Origin of the sequence: Aureimonas ureilytica DSM 18598 = NBRC 106430, assembly GCF_000382705.1 — a bacterium.
GTDB classification, from domain to species: Bacteria; Pseudomonadota; Alphaproteobacteria; order Rhizobiales; family Rhizobiaceae; genus Aureimonas; species Aureimonas ureilytica.
On record NZ_ARQE01000018.1, the window covers coordinates 16,486 to 38,120 of the forward strand.

General features: G+C 63.1%; 23 protein-coding genes. 18 read left to right on the plus strand and 5 right to left on the minus strand.

What is annotated here, in order from left to right:
• Window positions 1–3: 3 nt before the first annotated feature.
• From B146_RS0122630 to B146_RS0122695, 14 genes are all read left to right on the plus strand, one after another.
• A complete protein-coding gene (locus tag B146_RS0122630) occupies window positions 4–624 on the plus strand; it encodes a head-tail connector protein (RefSeq protein ID WP_019998766.1) in 621 nt (206 codons plus the stop codon).
• Entirely contained in the window at window positions 621–947 is a 327-nt protein-coding gene (locus B146_RS0122635) for a hypothetical protein (RefSeq protein ID WP_019998767.1), read from the plus strand. Before B146_RS0122630 ends, B146_RS0122635 begins: the two co-directional genes overlap by 4 nt.
• A 20-nt stretch (window positions 948–967) precedes the next feature.
• Entirely contained in the window at window positions 968–1,606 is a 639-nt protein-coding gene (locus B146_RS27165) for a hypothetical protein (RefSeq protein ID WP_155897675.1), read from the plus strand.
• 14 nt (window positions 1,607–1,620) lie between these two features.
• Complete coding sequence (locus B146_RS0122645; protein WP_155897676.1) at window positions 1,621–2,037, plus strand: hypothetical protein; 417 nt, start codon at window positions 1,621–1,623, stop codon at window positions 2,035–2,037.
• Entirely contained in the window at window positions 2,034–2,324 is a 291-nt protein-coding gene (locus B146_RS0122650; RefSeq protein ID WP_019998770.1) for a hypothetical protein, read from the plus strand. Before B146_RS0122645 ends, B146_RS0122650 begins: the two co-directional genes overlap by 4 nt.
• Before the next feature lie 95 nt (window positions 2,325–2,419).
• A complete protein-coding gene (locus B146_RS0122655) occupies window positions 2,420–2,884 on the plus strand; it encodes a hypothetical protein (RefSeq protein WP_019998771.1) in 465 nt (154 codons plus the stop codon).
• Window positions 2,885–2,992: 108 nt separating this feature from the next.
• A complete protein-coding gene (locus tag B146_RS0122660) occupies window positions 2,993–3,373 on the plus strand; it encodes a hypothetical protein (RefSeq protein WP_019998772.1) in 381 nt (126 codons plus the stop codon).
• Between the two features lie 74 nt (window positions 3,374–3,447).
• The gene (locus B146_RS0122665) at window positions 3,448–3,660 is read left to right on the plus strand and encodes a hypothetical protein (RefSeq protein WP_019998773.1); all 213 of its coding nucleotides are present in this window, start codon (window positions 3,448–3,450) and stop codon (window positions 3,658–3,660) included.
• A gap of 102 nt (window positions 3,661–3,762) precedes the next feature.
• Complete coding sequence (locus B146_RS28080; protein ID WP_019998774.1) at window positions 3,763–9,612, plus strand: D-alanyl-D-alanine carboxypeptidase family protein; 5,850 nt, start codon at window positions 3,763–3,765, stop codon at window positions 9,610–9,612.
• An 8-nt stretch (window positions 9,613–9,620) separates the two neighbouring features.
• Window positions 9,621–11,198 carry a hypothetical protein gene (locus tag B146_RS0122675; protein WP_019998775.1) on the plus strand — a complete coding sequence of 526 codons (1,578 nt, stop codon included), beginning with the start codon at window positions 9,621–9,623 and terminating at the stop codon, window positions 11,196–11,198.
• 1 nt (window position 11,199) lies between these two features.
• Entirely contained in the window at window positions 11,200–12,081 is an 882-nt protein-coding gene (locus B146_RS0122680; protein ID WP_019998776.1) for a hypothetical protein, read from the plus strand.
• Window positions 12,081–14,429: a hypothetical protein gene (locus B146_RS27180; RefSeq protein ID WP_019998777.1), complete on the plus strand. Its 2,349-nt coding sequence runs from the start codon at window positions 12,081–12,083 to the stop codon at window positions 14,427–14,429. Before B146_RS0122680 ends, B146_RS27180 begins: the two co-directional genes overlap by 1 nt.
• 1 nt (window position 14,430) lies before the next feature.
• Window positions 14,431–14,973, plus strand: coding sequence for a DUF4376 domain-containing protein (locus tag B146_RS0122690; protein ID WP_019998778.1), 543 nt, complete (start codon window positions 14,431–14,433; stop codon window positions 14,971–14,973).
• A complete protein-coding gene (locus B146_RS0122695; RefSeq protein WP_019998779.1) occupies window positions 14,970–15,320 on the plus strand; it encodes a DUF1353 domain-containing protein in 351 nt (116 codons plus the stop codon). Before B146_RS0122690 ends, B146_RS0122695 begins: the two co-directional genes overlap by 4 nt.
• Before the next feature lie 4 nt (window positions 15,321–15,324).
• Here the strand turns inward: B146_RS0122695 and B146_RS0122700 are convergent, their stop codons facing one another.
• The gene (locus B146_RS0122700; protein ID WP_155897677.1) at window positions 15,325–15,525 is read right to left on the minus strand and encodes a hypothetical protein; all 201 of its coding nucleotides are present in this window, start codon (window positions 15,523–15,525) and stop codon (window positions 15,325–15,327) included.
• Window positions 15,526–15,602: 77 nt separating this feature from the next.
• On the opposite strand from B146_RS0122700, the gene B146_RS27185 reads away from it, so the two are divergent.
• From B146_RS27185 to B146_RS0122720, 4 genes are read left to right on the plus strand one after another with little or no spacing between them, the layout of a single operon-like run.
• Window positions 15,603–16,379 (plus strand): N-acetylmuramoyl-L-alanine amidase, encoded by a 777-nt coding sequence (locus B146_RS27185; protein ID WP_155897678.1) that lies wholly within the window; start codon window positions 15,603–15,605, stop codon window positions 16,377–16,379.
• An 11-nt stretch (window positions 16,380–16,390) separates the two neighbouring features.
• A complete protein-coding gene (locus B146_RS0122710) occupies window positions 16,391–16,774 on the plus strand; it encodes a hypothetical protein (protein WP_019998782.1) in 384 nt (127 codons plus the stop codon).
• Window positions 16,775–16,832: 58 nt separating this feature from the next.
• Window positions 16,833–17,156, plus strand: coding sequence for a VOC family protein (locus B146_RS0122715; RefSeq protein ID WP_019998783.1), 324 nt, complete (start codon window positions 16,833–16,835; stop codon window positions 17,154–17,156).
• Window positions 17,153–17,716: a hypothetical protein gene (locus tag B146_RS0122720; protein WP_019998784.1), complete on the plus strand. Its 564-nt coding sequence runs from the start codon at window positions 17,153–17,155 to the stop codon at window positions 17,714–17,716. Before B146_RS0122715 ends, B146_RS0122720 begins: the two co-directional genes overlap by 4 nt.
• A gap of 211 nt (window positions 17,717–17,927) precedes the next feature.
• Here B146_RS0122720 and B146_RS29240 read toward each other — a convergent pair whose 3' ends face one another.
• The 4 genes from B146_RS29240 to B146_RS0122735 form a co-directional block, all read right to left on the minus strand.
• The gene (locus B146_RS29240) at window positions 17,928–18,440 is read right to left on the minus strand and encodes a hypothetical protein (RefSeq protein WP_155897679.1); all 513 of its coding nucleotides are present in this window, start codon (window positions 18,438–18,440) and stop codon (window positions 17,928–17,930) included.
• 34 nt (window positions 18,441–18,474) lie between these two features.
• Window positions 18,475–19,632, minus strand: a complete 1,158-nt coding sequence (locus tag B146_RS27190) for a hypothetical protein (protein WP_051091619.1) — start codon at window positions 19,630–19,632, stop codon at window positions 18,475–18,477.
• A 176-nt stretch (window positions 19,633–19,808) separates the two neighbouring features.
• Window positions 19,809–20,054: a hypothetical protein gene (locus B146_RS0122730; protein ID WP_019998786.1), complete on the minus strand. Its 246-nt coding sequence runs from the start codon at window positions 20,052–20,054 to the stop codon at window positions 19,809–19,811.
• Between the two features lie 277 nt (window positions 20,055–20,331).
• A complete protein-coding gene (locus B146_RS0122735; RefSeq protein WP_026358868.1) occupies window positions 20,332–21,354 on the minus strand; it encodes a ParA family protein in 1,023 nt (340 codons plus the stop codon).
• Between the last annotated feature and the right edge of the window lie 281 nt (window positions 21,355–21,635).

The window sequence follows — 21,635 nt, forward strand, 5'->3', positions numbered from 1 at the left end:
CCAATGCTGCGCCCGCCCATCCGGGTTTCCAAGCCAGCCCTGTTGCCGGTTTCCGTTCAAGAAGCCGCGCGTGCCTGTCGTATTGAGGCTGGCGAGGCAGACGACTTGCTGGCGCTCGAAATCGAAGCCGCGACGGATCGCCTCGACGGCTACCGTGGCAGCTTGGGGCGGGCGCTCATCAGCCAAGTCTGGCGCCGGGACTATGCCCCGGACTGCCGCAATCTCTACCGACTGCCGTTTCCCGATGTCTCGCAGGCTTCGGGGGAGGTGTTCGGGTGGGGTAGCGCCGGGACCCCTGCCGATCTGGTTCTCGACGAAGACGCGATTGGCCCATTCGTGCGGGTCAAGGGTAAGGTCGGCGTCTCTACCACCTCCATTCTACGGGTCACCTTCACGGCGGGCTATGGTGCGAACCCTGAGGACGTTCCCGCCGCGATCCGGCAAGCGATCCTTCTCGATGTCGCCCATCGTTTTCGGGCGAATACGGAAGACGGGCGCATCCGCAGCGAGACAGTGGAGGGTGTGGCGACAACCGCGTTCAACAGCCCCGAACAGATGGGGATCGCGAACGCGCGGATGATCGCCGATCTCCTGAAGCCGTTTCGCCGGGGGAACGTGCCATGACGCCGCGAGCGCGCCGCATGAAATCCGCCTACCAACGCAATCTGACCGGCCAGCGCATCACCCTTCGCCGCAAGGGCGAGGCGGACTGCTTGGCGCGGGGGCGGGTGGTTGGGTTCTCCGAGGCCGAGATCGTCGGCGGCGTCCAGGAGGGGCAGCGCAAGCTGATCGTCTATGCGCCGGACGTGACCTGGGCCGAACCGCTGCGCGAGGGCGACCATGCGCTGATCGACGGCACGGAACTCTACATCAACACCGTGGACGATCAGAAGCGACGCGTGGACGGCGTGTTGGTCGCCTACGAAGCGACGGCAGGGGGGCGGTGATGGCGGCACGAGTTTCGCCTGTGTTCCGCGATCTGGAGCTATCGCTATCGGCGCACCTCAGCGAGCGCCGCCGGTCCGAAAAGCTCGCGGCCTTCGCGCTGGAGAAGATCACGGAAGCGAAGATCGCGAACGGGCGAGACGGCGAGTTGGCGCGTCATCGCCAGATCGTGGACGGGCGCGAGGGCGCGGCGCTGACCTCGGTCAAGCCGGAAGGCGTGATCGTTGCCCGGTTCGATCTCCTGCGCGAGGTGCTGGACTGGATCGGCGATATGCTCGTGAAGTCCAGCCCCACTGCCAGCGGCCGGTACGCCAAGAGCCATGTGCTCTACGTGGACGGGGAGCCGTTCTCGGGCGAGGGGCCGTTGCCGGACGGCAAGGTCTATTCGTTCTCGAACGTTCAGCCCTACGCGCGGCGTATCGAATACGGCTGGAGCCCCAAGGCCCCTGACGGTGTGTTCGAGGCGGTCGCGACCGTGGCGGCCCGGAAGTTCGGCAACGTCGCCAAGATCAAGTTCGGGTTCTTCCCCTTGGTCGGTGCCGCGCAGCTCGACAAATGGGCGGACAAGACTGGCGCAAAGCCGGGGCGGCGAAAGCTGAAAGCGGCGGCTTTGGACGAGTGGCGGCGCCGGCAACCTACCATTTTCGTGAGGCCCTACTGATGGCGCATCCTGCCGTGATCCAGGCCGTCACCGAACGCTTCAAGGCCGGCTTCCAAGAGGCGGCTTGCCCGATCGTTCCAGTGAACAGCAAGCCCGGACCCGATCGCACCCTCAAGGCCTTCGTGGTTCTCCAGTTCCCGTTCTCCAGCTCGGCCCCGGCGACGGTCGGCGCGCCCGGCGGACAGTGGTGGATGGAGGAAGGTGCCTTCCGCTTCGTCCTGTCCGTGCCGAAAGGCGACGGGCTGGGATCGGGGCCGGAATGGGCCGAACAGATCGCCCAGATCTTCCGGGGTGAAGAGTTCGGCGATGTCGTGTGTTTCGCGCCGGGCTCGCCCGTCGTGGATGACGGCAACGAAACCGATGCGTTCTTTCGGTTGTCGTTCGCCGTTCCGTATGAATTCCAGTTTCAACAAGAGGAGGCGGGGCCATGACCCGGCTGACGAACACGAGCGACACGCATCAGGTCATTCCGACCAAGGGCGGATCGAAGGATTTGGCGATCGGCGAAACCGACGACTTCGACGTGTCGGCGGATAACCCGCATGTCCAAGCCAAGCTGCGCGCCGGGCTGATCGCGTTGGCCGAGGACGATGCCGCCGAAGCGATCCCGGCCGAGCCGGAAAAGCCGGCGGAACCTCCCGAGACCTCGCCGCGCAACCGCACCCCGACCAAGCCCGCCACGGGCGACCAGCCGGGCGGGGCGACCTCGACCCTCTAGCGGTTCGCCGCTCCCGTTCTCGCGCTCAAGCCGCGAGCATCCACGGCCGCCTCTCAGGCGGCTTTTTTGTTGCCTGAAACGAAGGAGTGACGGCCATGGGCCGCATTGTCAAAACGGCTAAAGCCAAGGTCTCGATCGGCGTTGTGGCCGACGATGAACCGACCCTTGCCAAGTATAAGGCTGATACGGCCTACATCCTTATCGACGGCTTGACGAACATCGGTGCCTACGGTGCATCGCGCCAGCTCATCACGTCGGATCATGTCAACAGCGGCGTGACCAAGAAGGCCAAAGGCTCGACCAACTACGGTTCGATGAACATCGCGGCCGACTATCAGCCGAACGATCCGGGTCAGATCGCCGTGGAAGCTGCCGTCGAGTCCGACGATCGCTTCAACATCAAGGTCGAGCGGCCGATCGGCAAGGGCAAGTGGCGGGTCGATTACTTCCCGGCCTACGTGATGTCGAATTCCAACGAACTCGGCGGCTCGAACGACGCGCAGAAGCTCCAGATCACGCTGGAGCTGGACGACAAGCCCGTCACGGAAATGCCTGCCTAACCCCGATCGCTCGCGAGCGACGAAGGGGCGGCGGCGTGAATTCGGGCGCGCCGTCGCCCTCCATTTCCCCAGCCCGAAGCACCCATCCCGAACCCGAAGGAATGTCCCATGTCTCTCCATGAGAAGCTGTCCGGCGACGTGTCGATCACGCTCAACGGCGAAGAGCATATCCTGCGCCCCAGTCTCCAGGCGGCCACGTCGCTGTCGGCGACGTTCGGCGGTCTGTCGAGCGCTTTCGACGGGCTGATGAAGCGCGATCTCGGCACCTATCAGGCCGTCGTGAAGGCGGGCATCATCACCGCCAAGAACATCTCCACGAAGGACCTTCACGAAGCGGTCTGGAAGGCCGGCATGACGAAGCTGTCGGAGCCGCTTGTCGATTTTTTGGGGCTCTTGAACAATGGCGGTCGCAAGCCGGGGGACGACGGCGAGGGCAGCGGCGCCGACGATAACGGCGGCGACGGCGAGGGAAACGGCCACGGGGCATAACCCCTGAAGAGCTGTGGCGGTCCATCTATAGGGCCGCCCTGACCTCGCTGCCGAACTGGTCCGATACGGAGATCATGACGTGCGACCTCTGCCGCCTCCGGGTGGCGATCGATACGGCACGCGAGAACATTGAAGAGGAGCGGCGCTTTCAGCTCCGCTTGAACGGCTTCAAGGTTCCCGATCCTCCTCCGAAAGATCAGACGGACGAAGAGTTCAACGAAGCGGCTGACCGCGCCATGACGATGCTGTTCGGCAGCGGCGGGGCCTCGGACGATGACGACGATTAGGGGCGGCCTCGGGGCCGCCCCTTTCCTTTGTGTGGAGGGGTCATGGCTGCGAGAGCCGAACAGCGCGTCGAAGAGCTTGTCATTCGGGGTCGAACGGAGGGCTTGACGCAGGCCGAGGCCGATCTGCGATCCCTCGCGCAGGCGCATGGCCTTGCGACAAGCGCGGGCGAGAAAGCCAGCAAGGCGCTCGAACATGTCGGGCGCTCGATGCGCGATCCGATCGCGGCGATCGAACAGACGAACAAGCGCCTCGTTGGCAGCGCGCAGGCCTTCAATCGCTTCGAGGCCGAGCTGCGCAAGGTCAACCGCGCGGCGCTCGATAGCCGAGCCAACCTTTCCGAGCTGGCGCGGACGCAGGAAGACCTGGCGCGCGAGTTCGGCCGATCCGCCGGCTTCAAGATCTCGACCAATGCCGACATGTCCGGCCTGCACAAGATCATCGCGGGCCAGAAGGAGCTGTCGGCCGAAACGCGCATTGCGGTGCGCGAGTGGTTCGAAAACACCGCGGCGATGGAGGCGGCGAACCTTCGCGCGACGAAGCTGCGCGCCGGCTTCGAAGACCTGAAGGCAGCGCAGGACCGACTGAGCGCCGGGATCGCGGAAGCCAATGAGCTGCGCGCCTCGGGCGCCTTCACGGACGATGATGTCACCCGGCGCACGCGACAGCTCAACGACGAATTCACGGAACAGTCGAAGCGGCTCGGCGTCGCGAACGACAATCTGAAGCTCACCCAAGGCCAGATGCAGGGCCTTGGCTATCAGATCAACGACGTGGGCACGATGCTGGCGATGGGCGCGAGCCCGTTCCAGATCATCGCCTCGCAGGCCGGTCAGGTCGTCCAGGTCCTGCAAGAGGGCGGCGGCATAAAGTCGAGCCTTGCCGCGATCGGCTTGGCGACGATCAACGCCGGCAAGACGGTGGTGGGCGCTCTCGGTCCTATCGGTCTCGGCTTCGCGGCGATCACGACCGCCGCCGGCATCTTCGCGCTGGCGACCCGCAAGAAGATACCGGACGCCACGGAGACGCTGAAAAAGCACGACGAAGTGCTTTCGGCGATCTCGGATCGGTACGAAGGGCTCGCCGATCGCGTCAAGCAACTCGGCGACGCTTCGGCTTCCTCGCTCGGCGTCCAGGCCGGCGCGGTCGGCCGCGATCTCCAAACCATCATCGGCGAACAGCGTAAGGCGCTGGAGCGCGCCTTTGTGGGCGGCGGCAAATATACCGGTACGTCGCTCTATGGCACGGACGACACGTCCGCCATTCCGTCGCTGCCTCAGTTCGGGCCGATCGGGAAGCAACTCGACGCTTTCCGGGCCAAGCTGCGCGATGGCGGCGGCGATGTCATCGCGCTGCGCAAGGAACTCGCCGAGACCTACGCGGCGGCGGGGAAGGACGATCCGATCCGCAAGGCGATCGAAGCGTTCTTCCAATTCTCGTCCGCCATGGCCGACAGTCAGAAGGCGATCGACGCGAATCGTGAGGCGATCCGGGCGCTCAATCCGGAGATCCAGCGGATGTCGCAGAACGCCTTGGCGTTCCGTGATGCGATGGGGGTTCTCGACGGACTGGGTCCGAGTGCCGAGACGACGGCCGACAAGATCAAGAACGCCTTTGACGAAGCGACGGCCACGGCGCGGACCTATGGTCAGGTGGTCGGTGCCGCGAACGCTGCCAACGCGGCGACGGCCGAAGCGGCTCGTCCGTCCGTGGAAGCTCTCGCGGACGCGCAAAACCGGCTCGCGAACTCGAAGCTTTCGCCCGATCAACGCACGCTGGCTGAAATTCGCCAGCGTGCGGATGTCGAGATCGCTGCGCTTGAGAAGACGGTTGGCCTTGAGGCGGTCATAGAAAACCGTCGCAAGCAACGTGACGCCGAACTGGAAGCGGCGTCGATCGAAATTCAGCGCCGAGAGAAGGCCCGTCGCGACGGGTACGAACTCGACCTGAAGGCGATCAACGATCGCACGGCGGCGCAGAAGGCGAACACGGCCGCCGAGCGAGCATATATCGACGCCTTGGCAGCGGGCGAAGGCGAGACGGAAGCGGCTCGCCGTCGCGAAGAGGCTCGCACCCTCTCGATGACGCAGTCGCGCGGCCAGTTGGCCGAGAGCCAGCGCCAGCAAGGCGAGGCGACGGCGCGCCAGATCGAACAGGCGCAGCTCGAATACGATCTGGTCGGCAAGTCCGCCGGCGAGGTCGCGCGGCTCCAGGCCGAATTCCAGCTCCTGGCGCAGGCAAAGGACGCGGCCCGTTCGGCCGGGTTCGACGCCGACACCGTGACGCTCACGGACAAGATGCGCGAACAGGCGGCCGAGCTGGGCCGTCTGACGGAAGCGACGCAGCGCCTCAACTTCGAACGTGACTTGCTCTTCGATCGTCAGCAAGCCTTCCGCTCGCCGGAAGATCAGCGGATCGCGGATCAACTGCGCTCGATCGGCGTCGAGTTCGACAGTGCGCAGGGCAAGGTCTACGCGGGCCAGCTCCGCGTGAACGAACGCCTTCACGAGGCGAACGACGCTCTGTACGAAATGCGGGACGCTGGGCGCGAAGCGTTCGTTGATCTGGCGAATTCCATCGGGTCCAGCAAGAACGCGCTGGACGGGCTTCTGCGTGTCGCTGGCGACCTCTTCGGGAAGTTCGCTTCGTCCGGCTGGGGCAAGCTATTCGACGGGCTGACGGGAAAGACCTCGTCCGGTTCGTCAGGTGGCCTCCTGTCCTTCCTGTCGTCCCTGCCGTCCCTTACCGGGGGCGGGACGCGAGCGGGCTCAAGCTCTGGCTCGTCGCTGGCGGGTGCCCCTGCCTTGTCGTTCGTGCCGGTGCCGACACCTGCCATGCGTCAGGCGAGCGCCAAGCTCGCCGAGGGCGTCACGCAGTCGGTCTCGACCAACCTCCTGTCATCGCTTCTGCGCTCTGGGCAGAACAAGTCGCATATCGCGGGCCTCAACTCGCAGTTCGCGTCAGCGCTGACAAACATGATGGAGGCGGCGCCGAGCGCGGTCCGTTCTGCGCTGACGATCAATTCGGGCTTTCGCTCGGTTGCTCGTCAGGCCGAACTCTTCGACGCGGCGCTGAAGAAATACGGATCGGTGGAGGCAGCCCGCAAGTGGGTCGCGCCTCCGGGCAACTCGCAGCACAACAAAGGCATGGCCGCCGATCTCGGCTACGGCAATGTCTCAGCGCGCCAGTGGGTCCATGCGAACGCCGGCAAGTACGGCCTCGCGTTTCCGCTCTCCAATGAGAACTGGCATATCGAGCTTGCCGGTGCTCGTGGGGGGCGGGGCGCTGCCTCGGTCATCTCCGATCAACGCGTGGTGGCGAAGGGCGTCGAGCAAGGCCTTAAGGAAGTCGTTCGGACGCAGACGCCGGAAAGCTATTCGGGCGGCAAGTTCGATGCGGGGACGCCGAGCAATCCAAGCGCCGGGCGTCAGCTTTCGGGCGGCCAGCAAGCGTTTCTGGGCCTCGGCGGTCTGATCGGGGCGTTCTCGAACGGCTATCAGAGCGCGTCTCCGATCGGCGGCGCGCTCAACGGCGCGATGGGTGGTTTCGAGATCGGTTCGTCCCTGTCGTTCCTCGGCGCTGCCGGTGGACCGATCGGGGCCGGGATCGGGGCCGTCGCCGGCATCCTCGGCGGCCTTCTCGGCAAGCGGAAGCAAAAGAAGCAAGAGGAAGCGGAAGCCCGGCGCCAGTGGGAGGGGATGCAGCCACAGTACGAGGCGTATCGCCGCTATCTGTCGGGCGAAGAGTCCGGCAACATACGCACCGACTTCCAGAACATCCAGTCGCAGTTCAACCAGTTCAACGCCGCCTCGAACAAGGCCAAGAACGGCGATCTGGTTGAAACCGCTCGGAGCTTCTACGCCTACGTCCAGAAGCAGCTTTCGGACTTCCGCGAGGCGTCCGAGGGCATGGCCGCCGATCTCATGGCCGGGGCGGGGATGGATGGTCCGTTCTCCAAGGGCAAGGCCGCCATCAAGCAGCTCCAAAAGCAGCTTCTCGGCTACCTCGACGATGTGGAGATCGCCTACTTCAAGGCCGACAACGGCCTGCAAGGTGGGGCGCCGTTCGCCGCGGCCGAGATCGAATGGAAGGAGCAACGGGACCGCGCCGTCGCCATCGCCCGCAAGGGCGCGCAGGATCAAGCGCTTTCCGTGCTCAATCCGGCGAAGGAGCTATCGGCGGTCGAAAGCAATCTCCGTTCGCTGGAAGGGGCGGCGCAACAGCTTCAGACGACGTTGCCCAAGCTCGGGCTCGGCGTCGAAGAAACGGCCAAGCGGGTGGCGGACGACTTCGCCGCCGGCAAGGCCGTGATGCGCGGCGACTTCGAGAAGTCGATGGGCGATCGGCTGCTCGATCTCCAGGGCAAGGGGTATCTGACGGACGCCCGCGAGATGATCGCGGAGTTCGCCGGGCTCCAGAAGGATGCCGCGCTCCTCGGGGCCGACACGTCCGGTTTTGCCGAGACCTTCCGCCTGTCCGCACAGGACATCGTGAACGGGGCCGAGCTGACCGGCGACGCCTTCAAAGAGCTTGTCCAGCGCTTCCCCGAGCTGGCGGCGGTGGTGAAGGAGTTCTCGGCCGACACGGTGACGGCTTCGGCGTCTGAGATCGCGAGTGCGGTCAAGGGCTACGAGGAACGGCTGTTCGCGGCGCAGAACGCCGGCAACGATCTCGCCCTTCTGGAGCGTCGGCTTGCGCAGGAGCGCGTGGAGGCGGCGAAGTTCGGGGCGGATGCGCTCAAGGCCTTCGACCGCACGGCGGCGGCCGAGCGCGCGGCGGCGGCTCTCGCCGCTGCCCGCACGGGTCTCGATCGCGCCTATGAAGTCGAGACGGGTCGTCTCAACGATCTGATCTCGGCCCGGCAGGACGAAATCTCCGAGCTGGAAAGCGCGACCGGCAGCTTGAAGACCTTCGCGGATGGCATTGCGCAGTTCCGCAAGTCCATCCTCGTGGACGACAGCCTGTCCACGCTCGACCCGGCCGCAAGGCTGGCCGAGGCGCGTCGGCAGTTCCTCGACCTCTCGGCCAAGGCGCAGGCCGGCGACGAAGAGGCTCGCTCCCAGCTCACGGGAGCGGGTCAGGAGTATCTGACGGAGGCGCGCGACTTCTACGCCTCCAGCCAGGGCTACTACGATGCCTTTGACGAGGTTCGCAGGACCCTCGATCAGAGCGAAGGATGGGCGCGCTCGCAGCTCTCGTCTTCGGAAAGCCAGCTCGCGGCCCTCAAAAGCCAGATCAAGGTGGCCGAAGACACGCTGGAGACCAACCGCAAACAGTATGAAGCCCTGATCGGCTTGAACGAGGGCGTCAAATCCCTCGCCGAGGCGATGAAGGCGTTTGCGGCAGCGGCGTCGGCAGCTCGTGACGCGGGGATCACGGTTCCCGGCACCGCTGGAACCGGAGGCGGCGGCGGATCGGGGAAGGTCTGGGGCGACGGTAGCGCCGCCTCCTACCTTGCCAAGAACGCCGACGTGGCGGCGGCGATCCGCAATGGCGAGACCTTCGGTCTCCCGGCCGGTCTGTCGCCGGAAGCCTATGCCTCGGCTCACTATGGCCTTCACGGCCAGAGCGAGGGGCGGGGGTTCTCGGCCGGTGGATACACGGGCGGATCGTCCACGACGGAAGTGCGTGGGCCGGTTCACGGGAAGGAGTTCGTGTTCGATGCGGGCGCCACTCGCGCGATCGGCCCGTCCAATCTGGAAGCGATCCGGCAAACCCGCCGCCTGCCTGCCCTTGTCGCGGACCCTTATCCGCGCGGGGAGCTGCCGAGCCGCGCGAGCGGGGAAAGCAGCATGGCGGCGGAAATCCGCTCCCTGAAAACGACCGTCGAAAAGCTCGGCGATCAACTCGCCATGGTTCTGCATGGCGAGGGCGAGGAAACGCGGGCAGTTCTCCGCAAGGGGAACCGCACCGCCAAGCAAACGCGAGACGCGCTCGAACTCGACGCGGCCTAAGGAACCCCATGCCCTTTCTGATGGAAGTCACGGGACGCCACCGCGTCACGAAGGCCTTGCGCGTCTTTCGCTTCACCGATGTTGCCGGGGGCTATCGCACAGCCCCCGGCGACGATCCGGCCAACGTCTACTTCGACCCCTTCATCACCCAGCCGGGGAACTACCGCCGCAACCTGTTTGGGACCGGCGGACGGACCACGGGGGCGTCTGAGGTCGATCGCGGCACGGCCGAGATCATGAACATGTCCGGCGAGCTCGACCGGATGCGTGACTACGCCTTCGACGGCTACGATCTGACGATCTCGGCCGTGAAGGATGGACGAACGCGGTTCTCTGACCGCGTTCCCTACATGCGCGGCACGATGGAGCAGATCGGCTTCGATTGGGATGCCGTGAAACTCTATCTGCGCTCGCGGCTCGCCCTTCTCGACAAGCCGTTGCAGCCGCTCACCTATGCCGGCACCACGACGGACGCGACGAAGGTGGAGGCCGAGGGCGGCGAGGACCTGAAGGGTGCCCCGCGCGTCCTCCTCTACGGTGCGCCCCTCAACGTGCCGGCGGTCGCGCTCAACCGCTTCTCGCAGATTTATGGCGTCGGGCATCAGCTCTCGGCCGTGCTCCAGGTGCGCGACAAGGGCGCGGTCGTGGATGCGGCCGGGGCGGATTATCCGACCCTCGCGGCGCTGCGATCCGCCACGATCTCGGAAGGGCGCTGGGCGTCCTGCCTCGCGCTCGGCCTCATCCGCTTCGGCGGCAATGTCGTTCGCAGCGGACAGGTCACGGTGAACGCCGTGGAGGGCGGCGGCGCGGCGATGCGAACGGCGGGGCAGGTGGTCCGCCGCATCCTGATCGGCACCGGCTTGGTGGAGGGGGTGGACTTCCTCGCCTCCGACATCGCGGCTCTCGACGCCGAGGCGCCCTATGAGGTCGGCTATTGGCCGGGCACGAACCGCGTCACGACGCTCAATGCCGTGACGCTGATCCTTGCCAGCGTCGGCGCGTCGATCGCGCCCGATCGCCTCGGCCTCTTCCGCATCGTGCGGTTCCGGGCGCCGAGCGGCCAGCCCGCCCGCGTCTTCCGGCGCAGCGATCTGGTGGAGGATGACGGCCCTGGCCTCCAGCGCCAGCCGACCGGCGACGATGGGCGCGGGGTGCCTGCCAAGAACATCATCGTTCGGCATTCGCTGAACCATGCCGTGGTCACGCGCGACAGCCTGTCCGGCACGGCGCTCCAGACCGATCCGACCTTCGTGGCCTTCGTCACCGAGGAATGGCGGCAGGAGAACCAAGCCTCGGCCGACATTGCGGAGATCCACAAGAACGCGCCGGAAATGACCTTCGACACGATGTTGGTGACAGTGGCCGGGGCCAAAGCGATGGCCGCTTGGTGGGCCGGGCTCTACTCGACCTATCGGGATCGGCTGACGGTGAAGGTGCGCCCCAGCCGCGCGGCCGGGGTCGATCTCAGTTCCGTGGTCGCGCTCGATGTCGGCCGCTTCGGGCTGGTCGCGGCTCGGCCGCTGGTCGTCGCCGGCATCCTCGAAAATCTGGAAGAGAACATGACGACTTTGGACGTGTGGGGGTGACATGGCGCGAAACGATCCGTCCCGCCTGAAAATCCTTTTCCCGAACTACGTGCCGGGTGCGCAGCTCACGGGCGGACAATGGGCGGCGGGCGATCTCTCGCTCGATGCCCTGAAAGATCTCGACGCTGGGCGCGTGGCGCGGACGCAAGGCGTCGATCCGAGCGGGACCGTTCTGGACATCACGTTCGACCGGCTGCGCACGATCGGCGGCCTCGCCGTGCTCAACCACAATCTGTCCGTGGCGGCGAAGATGGTCCTTCAGGGCTTCCGCGACGAAGCTCGGCGCGATCCCGTTTACAACGGCGAGGGCAGGGCCGTGGAGGTCTATCCCGTCGCCTACAGCCGGGGGCAAATCCGCTTCGGCGAAACCAACTGGTGGAGCCGTAAGCCGCTCGCCGAAAACCTCGACCGAGTGCGAACGCTCGCGCTTCTGATCCTGCCGGCGCAGATACGGGCGCGCTACTGGCGCCTGCGGTTTGTCGATCCGACCAACGCGGCCGGGTTCCTCGACATCGGCAAGGTGTATCTCGGGTCGCTGTTCGACCCGCCACACAACTATGCCTATGGCGCGACGCTCACGACCATGGACGAAAGCCGCATGTCGCAGGCTCTCAGCGGCTTCCGCGACTATGACCGGCGCGGCAAGCGCCGCCGGATCGCCGTCACCTTCCAGAACATGAAGGAACGGGCCGAGTTCTCGCGCTGGTTCGATCTTCTGGCAGATGCCGGGATCACCGAAGAGATGATCGTGATCCGCAACCCGGCCGACACGATCAACCTCCACCGCACCACGATCTGCGCGACGCTGCGCGAGGCGTCGGCGCTGGAGCAATCCGTCTACCTGCGCATGGGCGTGGGGCTCGTATTCGAAGAGGCGCTTTGATGGCTGACACCGACTGGACGAACGAAGAGCTGGCCTCTCTCGACCGCATTCCGCGCTATAACATCCTCGACCCGGCCAATGGCGGCGACGCCTACAGCTTCGGCGGCGACGGGTATCTGGATAATCAGATGCGCCAGACGGTGGATGCGCTGATCGTCGCCCGTGGCGCGCGGCGCATGGCGCTTTCCGCCAGCTCGGCCGCGATCCTGGCCGCGCAGGAAGCGGCGAGCGCCAAGGCCGAGCGCATGGCCGCGCAGAATGCCGCGACGAACGCCTATAACTCGGCGCAGGACTCGGCGGCCAAGGTTGCGCTGGCTGCTGCTGAGGTGGACAAGGCGAAAGCGGAGGTCGTCAACGCCAAGGCAGAGGTAGGGAGGGCAAAGGTCGAGGCTGATCGGGCAGGCGCCTATGCTTCGGGCCTCAACCTCCCGGCCGTCACGGCTGAGATGGCAGGCCGCTTTCTGCGGGTGAACGCGGCCGGAACCGCTTACGAACTGGGGTTGATCACGGTAGCGACCGCCGCCGAAATCAACAGCGGCACAGGCCTGGGCTTCGCCAACGCCCAAACGCTCGGGCCTATCCTCCAAGGGATCAAAGACACGACGACTGCGGCGGCGGGCAAGGTCTCGCCGATCGGAAGCTACATTCTCTGGCCGCAGTATGCGAAGACCTCGCCGGGAGAAAATTGGGTTGAAGCGAAAGGTCAGATCGTCTCGCTTGCGAGCTATCCCGACCTTCCGAACGTTCTGCCCGCCTACCCCAAGGGGTTTGGCACGGCGTTCCCAGAGGGTCAGTCGTCGCAGATCGGCAGCGGCAACAACAGCGCGAATGTCGGCTTGGTCGTAGATGGCGACAGGTGGGTGAACCTAATCTATGGCTCAGTCACAGCTCAGGACATCGGCTCGCCCGCATTTTACGGTTCCGCTAACATCAATGCCCGAAGTATGACGGAGGGAATGGGTATTCTGCGACCCATAATGCGGAACAAAGAGGTTATCTACTTCCAGTCAAGCAAGGACTTCATCACTCATCTCGACACGACGAGCGCGGCGACGATCAACGCTGGCGAGAAAACGTCAAACATTATCAGCTTAGAACCGAACGCAGCGAAAAGAACCGGGGGTGGGTTCTACAAGCTCGCCAACGGAACGATCTTGGCTATCGTGTCCGTGTCCGCGAGCTACGGCTATAAGCGCGTATTCCGCCTGAGGCCTACGTCGGCGTTCAATCAGTGGGAGGCCTTCGATACGCCGAACACTGGTGGCCTGAACAATCCCAGTTCGGCCGACATCATGCTCTCTTGGCAGATCAAGAGCGGAGCCGTCTTCATCGCTGCACGCCTCAACGGGAGTACGGGGGGGATCGGCATCCTGCGGACTATCGACGGGCTGTCTTGGAGTCCCCTAGGAAGCTTTAACTTTCATTCGGGGGCTGGTGGCGGGGCAACCGACGTTGTTGTCAATCAAGAAAGGCTTTGGAGGCAGGGGCAGGGCCGCCGACCCGTCAACGTCATCGAAGAGTCTGCGGACGGTAGATATATCGTCCTCTCGCTCTACTACGGGTTCCTCGTCAGTCGTGACTTCGGCGCCTCGTGGAGCTACGTCACTGCGCCCAACCTTCTCGGATACGGAACCACCTATTACGGAGCGGGCGGAAACGATAACGACGTTTCGCATGTCGCTTTTCGGTGGAGCAAGCTGAAGAACTGCTTCTATTTCGTGTCCGTAGTGGACAGACGGGCAAACGGAAATCAGGGGGCGACTCAGGCCAAATACATGGCCGTCTGGACAACCACTGATCTCACGACATTCACCAAGGTCTCGGAGAACCCAATCGGTCTCTCGACCAATTTCGCCTTGGAGACGGCGGCCTGCGCCATCACCAACTCGATCGTCTACTTCCTCTTCAAGATCAGCGCTACCGGCACTTTCGCGGTAACGCTCAACACGACCACTGGGGAGTTCAAGAGTCAGAACGATCTGAGTTCGTACAAGGTCAACGCCTACCTAGAAGGCATCAGCGACGACTTCGTCGTGATGGAGATCGTCAACAGCGGAAATAGTTTCGGCATCCTCTGGATTCCGACCGACGACACTCTGCCAGCCGCGACTATCAACGTCAATCACACGTCTTATGGTTTTCACGACTTCGGCGCGACCGCTACGGGTTCTCATTGTGGGGCTTCGTCGTACTACAGCGGGCAAGGTCTCTATTACACCTACTTCGCCGCGACCTGGGCATACAATCCTGTGACTGAACGGCGTATGCCGAATGTGAACGCAGGCGCGATATCCGAAACAATGCGCTCCACGGCGATGCCGCCACGCGTCTACATGAGGGCGAAGTAACATGGCCGAGGCTCACCTCACCAAAAACGGCTTCTACGTCGAGACCGTGGAAGCCGACTTCATCGAGGGCGAGGGCACGTTCACGTCCTTGCCCGAATTCGATCCCGAAACGCAGGTGCCTCGTTTCGAGGGGTTGGGTTGGATCGTCGTCCCGCTCTCAGTGCGTGACGGGTTCGAGCCCGTCGCCCCGATCATCGCCAGCGCGGCGATCGACGCCGAGCATGATCGCCGCGTCCTGGCTGGTCGCACCTTCGCGGTGGACGGGATCGGCGACGTACCCTTGGAGGGATCGGAGAAAACGCAGCTCGTGCTCCTGGCACTAAAGGACACGGCGCGCGACCTGAAGGACGCCGGCATGACCGCGCCGGCCCTCGTGTTCACCGATCGCGACGGCACGGATCGGCGCATGACGGCCGGGCAGATGATTGCGCTCGTGAACGCCGGCAAGGCTTGGGTGCAAGCGGTCCACGAGGCCAAGCGCGCGCTCAAGGCGATGGACCCGATCCCGGCCGACTTCGCCGACGATCGGCACTGGCCGTCATGAGCGCCTACACGGACAGTCCGGCGCTCTTCGAGCGCCTGGACGGCATACGCTACCGGGTGCTCGTGCCCATCACCTGGGAGATCGGAAAGAAGGGGTCGGGCTGGGCCTTCACCGTCCTGGCCGGGACGGTGTTTGATGTCTCGATCCCTCGGCCGCTCTGGTGGGTGTTCTCGCCGCACGATCGCCGCTTCCTGAAGGCGGCGGCGCTCCATGACGAACTCCTGATCGCCGGTATCGATCGCGTGACCGCTGCTGGCGCCTTCAACGAAGCCTTGAAGGCCGATGGTGTCTCGGCCGCGCGGCGGCTCGCCATGACGGCGGCGGTCGCCTTCTACCGCTGGGCCTGACGCCTCACAGAACGTCCAGCGAGGCTCTGAGGTCTGCCAGTTCCTGAATGACGCCCGTGGGTAGGTTCCGCTGGCGGGCGGCAGCTTCCGCCTTCTGGAGCTTGTGGATGACCTCGTAGCGGTTCGGCATCTCCGCGATCAAAACGGACAGGATCAGGCGAAGGCCGTCGATCCGATCTCCAAGCTCCTCGATCTCGTCTTCCATGGTGGCCTCCATCGTGGGGCGATCATCCTAATCCGACCCGGCGCCCGCGTGGCGCCTTTTTCACGTCTGGACCTTCCATGTCTCTTCCCAAATCGTGGCTCATGGCCGCGACGATGACGCGCGTCATCCTGCACTGGACGGGTGGGGCGCATGTCGCCTCCATCCTCGACCGCCAGCACTATCACCTGATCGTGGAGGGCGACGGCAACGTGGTTCGCGGGGATCTTCCGATCTCGGCCAACCAGGCGCCGATCCGGGGCAACTATGCGGCCCACACGCTCGGCTGCAACTCAGGTTCGATCGGCGTTTCCCTCGCTTCCATGGCCGGCGCCAAGGAAAGCCCGTGGAACCCCGGATCGCACCCGACCACCGCCGATCAATGGGCGGCCGGGGTCGAGATCGTCGCCGAGCTGTGCCGGCGCTACGCGATCCCGGTCACGCCGGAAACCGTGCTCTCCCACGCCGAGGTGCAGGAAACGCTCGGCATTCGCCAGCGCGGGAAATGGGACATCGCCCGGCTGGCGTTCGATCCGTCCGTGTTCGGGCCGCGCGTCGTCGGCGATCGCTTCCGGCGCGACGTGCAAGCCGCCCTCGATGGCGCGCGCGATCTGCCGGCGCCGGTGGAGCCGAAGGGCAAAGCGAAGGCTCCTGACGCCAACGCCATGGAGCTGGCGGCGATCGTCACGGCTCCCGTCCTCAATCTGCGGAAGACGGAGGATGGCGCGATCGTCGGCAAGCTGCCGCGCGGCACCCGCCTTGCCGTCCTCGATCACGATCGCGGCTGGAGCGAAGTCCGAACGCCTGCCGGCGTCCTCGGCTTCGTCGCCTCGAAATACCTCACCCTCGACGCCTGAAAGGACTGGACATGCCGACCGAAGCGCAGAAGATCATGAAGGCCGAAGACCTGATCGCCCCGGCCGTGGCCGCCGAGTTGCAGAGCGCGGCCGACAATCCTCGCCTGTCGCTCCAGCGCGCGGACGTGCCGCGCGTCGCGGCGGGCGTCATCCAGGCTGTCGCGCCGCTCGTCCAGCACGCGACGAACGCCGAGCCCTGGTATCAGAGCCGCGTCACCTGGGGCGTCATCCTCGCCGGCCTCTCCACGATCGCCAAGCCGCTGGTCGGCGAGCTACCGATCTCGGCCGAGCAAACGGTGGACATCGTGAACGCGCTGGCGACGGCCGGGCAGGCGTTCGGCTTCGGCCTGACGCTCTATGGCCGCTGGCGGGCCAAGCGGCCGATCGGCCGATAGGCGCAAAGCCGTGTTCGCCCGGCAATCCAAGCATCCAGCAAAGAGGCGCACGGCGCATATGGAATGGACCTTCTGGGCCGACGCTCGCCTTGCTCTCGCCGGCGGGCTGGGCGGCTGCGTGAGCTGGCTGACGCGCCGGGGCTCCAAGACTGACGGCGCTGTCCAGATCGTGGTGGGTGCGATCTCAGCCGTCTACCTCTCGCCGATCGCCATTCCCGCCATGGGGTCGGTGTTCGGCAACATCGTCGCGACGCCGGAAGAGCTGTCGCGCTTGTCCGGCTTCGTGATCGGCATCGGCGGCGTCTCGGTTTCGGGCTTCATCCTCGACCTCTGGCACCGGCGCCGCGCCGCCATCGCGCCGCCTGACGGGAACAGCAAATGAGCGAGTTCTTTCATGCCTTCCGCCGCGTCGTCCTTACGGTCGGCGCGGCCTGCCTTCTCCTGGGCGGGTACTTCACGTTTCAGGGGGTGCGCCACCTGATCGGCGGGCTCGAGGTCGCGCGCTGGCCGGTGCTCGCCGATGTCCAGGTGTGCGACGGCCGGGTCTCGACGCAGACCGGGGAGTGTCAGGGCACCGTCCTGGTCTTCGCCTCGTTCCAGCAAACGGCAGCGCGATGCGACGGCCGAGACGCGATCGTGTCGGGCGTCATGAGCAAGGTTCGCACGGATGCGGTCTATGTGGATGGTCGCCAGCAAATCTACTACGGCGCGCCGGACGGCCGATCGCGCCGAACGTTCTTCGAGTTCGAGGATGCGCAGGAGGGGACGCCGACGAATCGGCCGCGTGGTGTGCAGGATTGGGGGCCGTGGCGCCTGCTCGGCGGCTGCGTCACCGAATACACCACCTGGTTCTCGACGGTGGAGCACAAGCCCTGGCACGGGTTCTGGAACCTGCCGACAACGATCGGGCCGTTTCCGCTCCCCCGTGCCAAGCTCGACTAGAGGATCATCACCATTAGAACGGCGACGGCCGACCATGCGTAAAGGGTCTTCGGCATTTCGCGTCACTCCCTGCCCATGTGCATGATCTATATACGACAATGGCCCCGCCTCGGTTTCAAGCCGGGGCGGGGCCATTTTGCGTTTCAGGAGATGGGATTGCTGACTAACCGATCTGAGTACGGTGCCTCAAAAACAACCTTCGTCTATGTTTCTAAGAGCTTTTCAGCAGCGATATACCAATACGTTGCTCAATGACTGGCTTTGCCTCAGCAAACGCCCGCTGACTGTCTGCAAAGCGGCTCGCTAGGTATTGAAGATCCGCCAGCTTTTTAGTCCTAAGTATTTCGGATTTTAGATTGGTCAAAGCTAACTGATAATCGCTTATTTTTTTGGAGTCTTCAGGATTTAGGCCGAGCTTGAAATCGTTCAGGGTAACGTACATTCGAACAAGATCAGAATTCAACTCACGAACAGTCGTTTCTTCCGGGCGCTTACCCGAAGCAATCTTGAATGTCAGCTTTTCCAAATTGATCGCGACCGACTGCTCTGAGGCTGCAACTTTCTGATACTCAGCCAGCATTCTTTCTTCGAAACGGGTGGCACGGGACTGCTCGAGTTGCGCAAAACCAGTCCAGCCGACACCGATCCCAGCTGTCGCCGCAGCTAGGAGGGTCTTACCCAGATTCCGTCTGGCCCAGTCGGCCACGCGCTGTACACGAGACATTGTCCAAAACTCCCGCCTGGAAGATAGCGAGCTTTCAGTCTTTTGCTACTGGTGATGGTGCAGGTATCGGAATTTTCCCGCCGTCTTCCACAAGGCGTGCCTTGGTTTTCAATCCCACCGCGTCGTTCACGAGCATCTGTTTGCCGCAAACTTTCTCCCACCAGAGATCGGCATTCATGACCATTCGCATGCTGTGCTGAAGGTCATCTTCAAGCGATTGATCGCATATCGAGACAGTCGCATTCGCAGAGTTTTGGACTTTGACGTCGGCTGCTGCGACAGGATTGGCACCCGCGCTGGCCAACACCGTCATGGATGCGATGTATCCAGCCAGAGCAGCGTCGCGCAGAGGCCTTCCGAAAAATCCAGGCGAATGAACCTCAATACTGATATCGCCGAACAACTCTCTATTGTAATACTTATCGAGCCCATCCTGTAGGGATAGACTTAGAAAATCTTCGAGGCAGTCATTTCTGAGCGCGACGTACATCGCACCGTAAAGATTTGTCAGGAAGAGAGCGTCAGAAAGGTCCTTCTGGTCAACGACCCTCTGGGTAACTTCCATGAAGTTGCCAGAGCGGTCACCGTAGACGTAATCACCGTAAGCATGCTCGTAGAATTCATGCCGCGATGCATTCTCGCTAACTCGAATGAGAGCCTGACGATTCTGCATCAACTTGATCTGACGCTGACCAAATTCATATTTTGGTTGATTACGGTCGAGGAACTTGATGCGCCTCGCCTGCACTGGGTCAAGGTATCTGCCGGGACGGACGGTGAAGGTTGGGTCGAATTCTCCCACGATCTCCGCCAACATAACGTCCGTATTGTAGCCCGATCCGGGTATGATTATCAGATCGCCCGGCTTCGCCAATTTGTAGAGCGTTTCTGCCTCACGCATGTACCTTGCGGGTTTCGTTGCCTGTACAGAGTGATCATCAGGATCAGTGGAAGGGCGTTCGGGCTTTACGCGCTGGCGGTTCCAGGCAGCGAGTGCTCTAGCCATGCGAAGCCTGTTGCGAACAACCTCGAGTTCCAGATCGGGTGCCGCTTCAAGGTTCGCTCCAGGGAGATCCAGAAACACCGCTTTGAAGTGCTTGAAGTCATCATAGAACCGCTTTCCATCACCCGGATGGAGGACAAAAATTTGATGATCGGGCTGAATGACCTTCAGCGCAGGATCAAGAATCATAACTCAGACGCCTCCCATGATGCCTCACTAGATTGTAGGTTCCCGGTAACGTCAATCTCTGAGCGTGGAGGACGTATTGCTATTCAACGTCTCGATGTGCGCGAGCTTCCGCTAGTGCGAAGAAACGCCTGTCGCGACTGCACTCGAATTGAGGACGCCATTCAAGCTGACAGGACTCACGCTTCGGCGAATTCCGGAGGCAGCTCACCATAGCGCGCGAGGATGATGGGTTCTTCCAGAACCTCGCCTGTCTCGGTGTCCACAGACTGTTGAACCGCCACGACGCCGACGAAGCGCCGCGCGTCCCGCTCGGCCCGGCCGGTCGCCTCTTCGGGCGTCTTGAAGTCCATGAGCCTGCCGGCGATCAACCGCTTGCCCTGGCGTTCGAAGGGCTGCACGAGATTGAGGGTCTTCGCAGTCATGTGGGGTCTCCGCTGGTTTGATTGAGCCGAGCATGACTCGGCCGCGCGGAGATGAAAAGGGATATGTTCCTATTTCGTTCTCATGGATGGGGATGACGCGCGGCGTCGAACGATTCTCATTCCACACGGGCTGAGAAAGTCAGGGACCGGGACCACGATCGAATCTGGGACCACAGCGGGACCACGAAAAGCGAAAGGGGTCAGCGAACTAACGCTAACCCCTTGTAATTACTGGTGCCGGCTGCAGGGCTCGAACCCGCGACCCCCTGATTACAAATCAGAGCTTTGCAACGACATGGCCCATGGCTGTTTTCGCATTTTCGAGATAGTCGCGCTTAACTTGGACTCTGTGGCCGTTGACGGTCTGCTTGCCGATCTGCACCTTCGAGAAGGGCATTCCCTTCGCGTAAGCTACTACGCCGGTCGTTCCAAAGTCGCGTACTTCTACGAAACCATCTTCGCTGGTCGTGAAGCTGAAGATTTCGGGATTTGTTTGAATCAGGGCTGCCACATCTCGTTCGATTGCCGTGAGAACCGCAGCGTAAGCACTCGCCGCACCCATGTATTGAGTAAGGCGATTTTTGACGATTAGATGCACCTTCGGAAGAGGTCTGCCCGCAGCTCGCAGCTTGGTGGCAAACGCAAAAGTCGTGTAGATTTCTGATGGCAATTTCAGGCCATAAACCAGCGAGAAGGCGTTTTGAATGGCGCGACGTGAAGAATCGTCGGCCATAACAGGCAGTATCAGAAAATCTGACGCAGCTAGGGCGATCTGGGTGTAAAGCGAAAAACTGGGATTACAGTCGAAGAAGATGGCATCATACTCGTTTTCGATTTGAGCGATGAAATCTTTTAGCCAATCAACGACTGCAATCCACGGGTTCGTTCCCGGGATTTGATTGTTGGCAAGGGTGTTTACCGCGTTTGATTGCAGTTCGAGAAGTGGGTCGCCGCATACGAGATCAATATTCGATGGTATGCTCTGATTGATCCCCGATGGCTTCGTGATAAAATCACGCGCTTGGAACTGAGGTGGCGTATAGGGCGAGGGTAGCCGAAGCTGGAAATAGCCGCCAACGCTGCTGCGGGGAACGACACCCTGCCGAGCGAGCAGTTTACCGCTTCCGTCATTGTTCAGGCCGCCGAGCATCAACTCTGAGAGGTTCGCCTGCGGGCAAACGTCTATCGCCAGGATGCGGTGATCGGGGTGCGTCTCAGCATACAAGTTGATCGATTGGAAGGCGATGCTGGTCTTACCAGTGCCCCCTTTATTGTTCCAAAATGCGTACTTCTGAGCCATGTCGTTGTCTTCCTTAGCCGCAAGGGTGTCCATTTTGGACATATTGGGGGCTGCGTGGGACAACGTCAAGGTAGGGGAGGGGCACAGATATGGTGGAACCGATCGTGAACACCCGTGGGACTTTCCGTGGGACTTTTGTTCCCGCAGCTACCACGGTGCGCCGTTTGTTCCTTCCTTACCGCTTCGCGCCAATTTGCCTCTTGCACCCCAAACCCTTTGGTTCTAGGACTTTTCAGGTGAGCGCGGGCGTAGTTCAGCGGTAGAACGCCAGCTTCCCAAGC

Bases quoted from the DNA above. Each gene is read 5' to 3' on its own strand.
- B146_RS0122630 (WP_019998766.1), top strand. From the start codon at position 4: ATGCTGCGCCCGCCCATCCGGGTTTCCAAGCCAGCCCTGTTGCCGGTT.
- B146_RS0122675 (WP_019998775.1), top strand. From the start codon at position 9,621: ATGCCCTTTCTGATGGAAGTCACGGGACGCCACCGCGTCACGAAGGCC.
- B146_RS0122655 (WP_019998771.1), top strand. From the start codon at position 2,420: ATGGGCCGCATTGTCAAAACGGCTAAAGCCAAGGTCTCGATCGGCGTT.
- B146_RS0122700 (WP_155897677.1), bottom strand. From the start codon at position 15,525: ATGGAAGACGAGATCGAGGAGCTTGGAGATCGGATCGACGGCCTTCGC.
- B146_RS0122735 (WP_026358868.1), bottom strand. From the start codon at position 21,354: ATGGCTCAGAAGTACGCATTTTGGAACAATAAAGGGGGCACTGGTAAG.
- B146_RS29240 (WP_155897679.1), bottom strand. From the start codon at position 18,440: ATGTCTCGTGTACAGCGCGTGGCCGACTGGGCCAGACGGAATCTGGGT.
- B146_RS0122635 (WP_019998767.1), top strand. From the start codon at position 621: ATGACGCCGCGAGCGCGCCGCATGAAATCCGCCTACCAACGCAATCTG.
- B146_RS0122730 (WP_019998786.1), bottom strand. From the start codon at position 20,054: ATGACTGCGAAGACCCTCAATCTCGTGCAGCCCTTCGAACGCCAGGGC.
- B146_RS0122680 (WP_019998776.1), top strand. From the start codon at position 11,200: ATGGCGCGAAACGATCCGTCCCGCCTGAAAATCCTTTTCCCGAACTAC.
- B146_RS0122710 (WP_019998782.1), top strand. From the start codon at position 16,391: ATGCCGACCGAAGCGCAGAAGATCATGAAGGCCGAAGACCTGATCGCC.
- B146_RS0122720 (WP_019998784.1), top strand. From the start codon at position 17,153: ATGAGCGAGTTCTTTCATGCCTTCCGCCGCGTCGTCCTTACGGTCGGC.
- B146_RS0122665 (WP_019998773.1), top strand. From the start codon at position 3,448: ATGACGTGCGACCTCTGCCGCCTCCGGGTGGCGATCGATACGGCACGC.
- B146_RS27185 (WP_155897678.1), top strand. From the start codon at position 15,603: ATGTCTCTTCCCAAATCGTGGCTCATGGCCGCGACGATGACGCGCGTC.
- B146_RS0122650 (WP_019998770.1), top strand. From the start codon at position 2,034: ATGACCCGGCTGACGAACACGAGCGACACGCATCAGGTCATTCCGACC.
- B146_RS0122690 (WP_019998778.1), top strand. From the start codon at position 14,431: ATGGCCGAGGCTCACCTCACCAAAAACGGCTTCTACGTCGAGACCGTG.
- B146_RS27190 (WP_051091619.1), bottom strand. From the start codon at position 19,632: ATGATTCTTGATCCTGCGCTGAAGGTCATTCAGCCCGATCATCAAATT.
- B146_RS27180 (WP_019998777.1), top strand. From the start codon at position 12,081: ATGGCTGACACCGACTGGACGAACGAAGAGCTGGCCTCTCTCGACCGC.
- B146_RS0122695 (WP_019998779.1), top strand. From the start codon at position 14,970: ATGAGCGCCTACACGGACAGTCCGGCGCTCTTCGAGCGCCTGGACGGC.
- B146_RS0122715 (WP_019998783.1), top strand. From the start codon at position 16,833: ATGGAATGGACCTTCTGGGCCGACGCTCGCCTTGCTCTCGCCGGCGGG.
- B146_RS0122660 (WP_019998772.1), top strand. From the start codon at position 2,993: ATGTCTCTCCATGAGAAGCTGTCCGGCGACGTGTCGATCACGCTCAAC.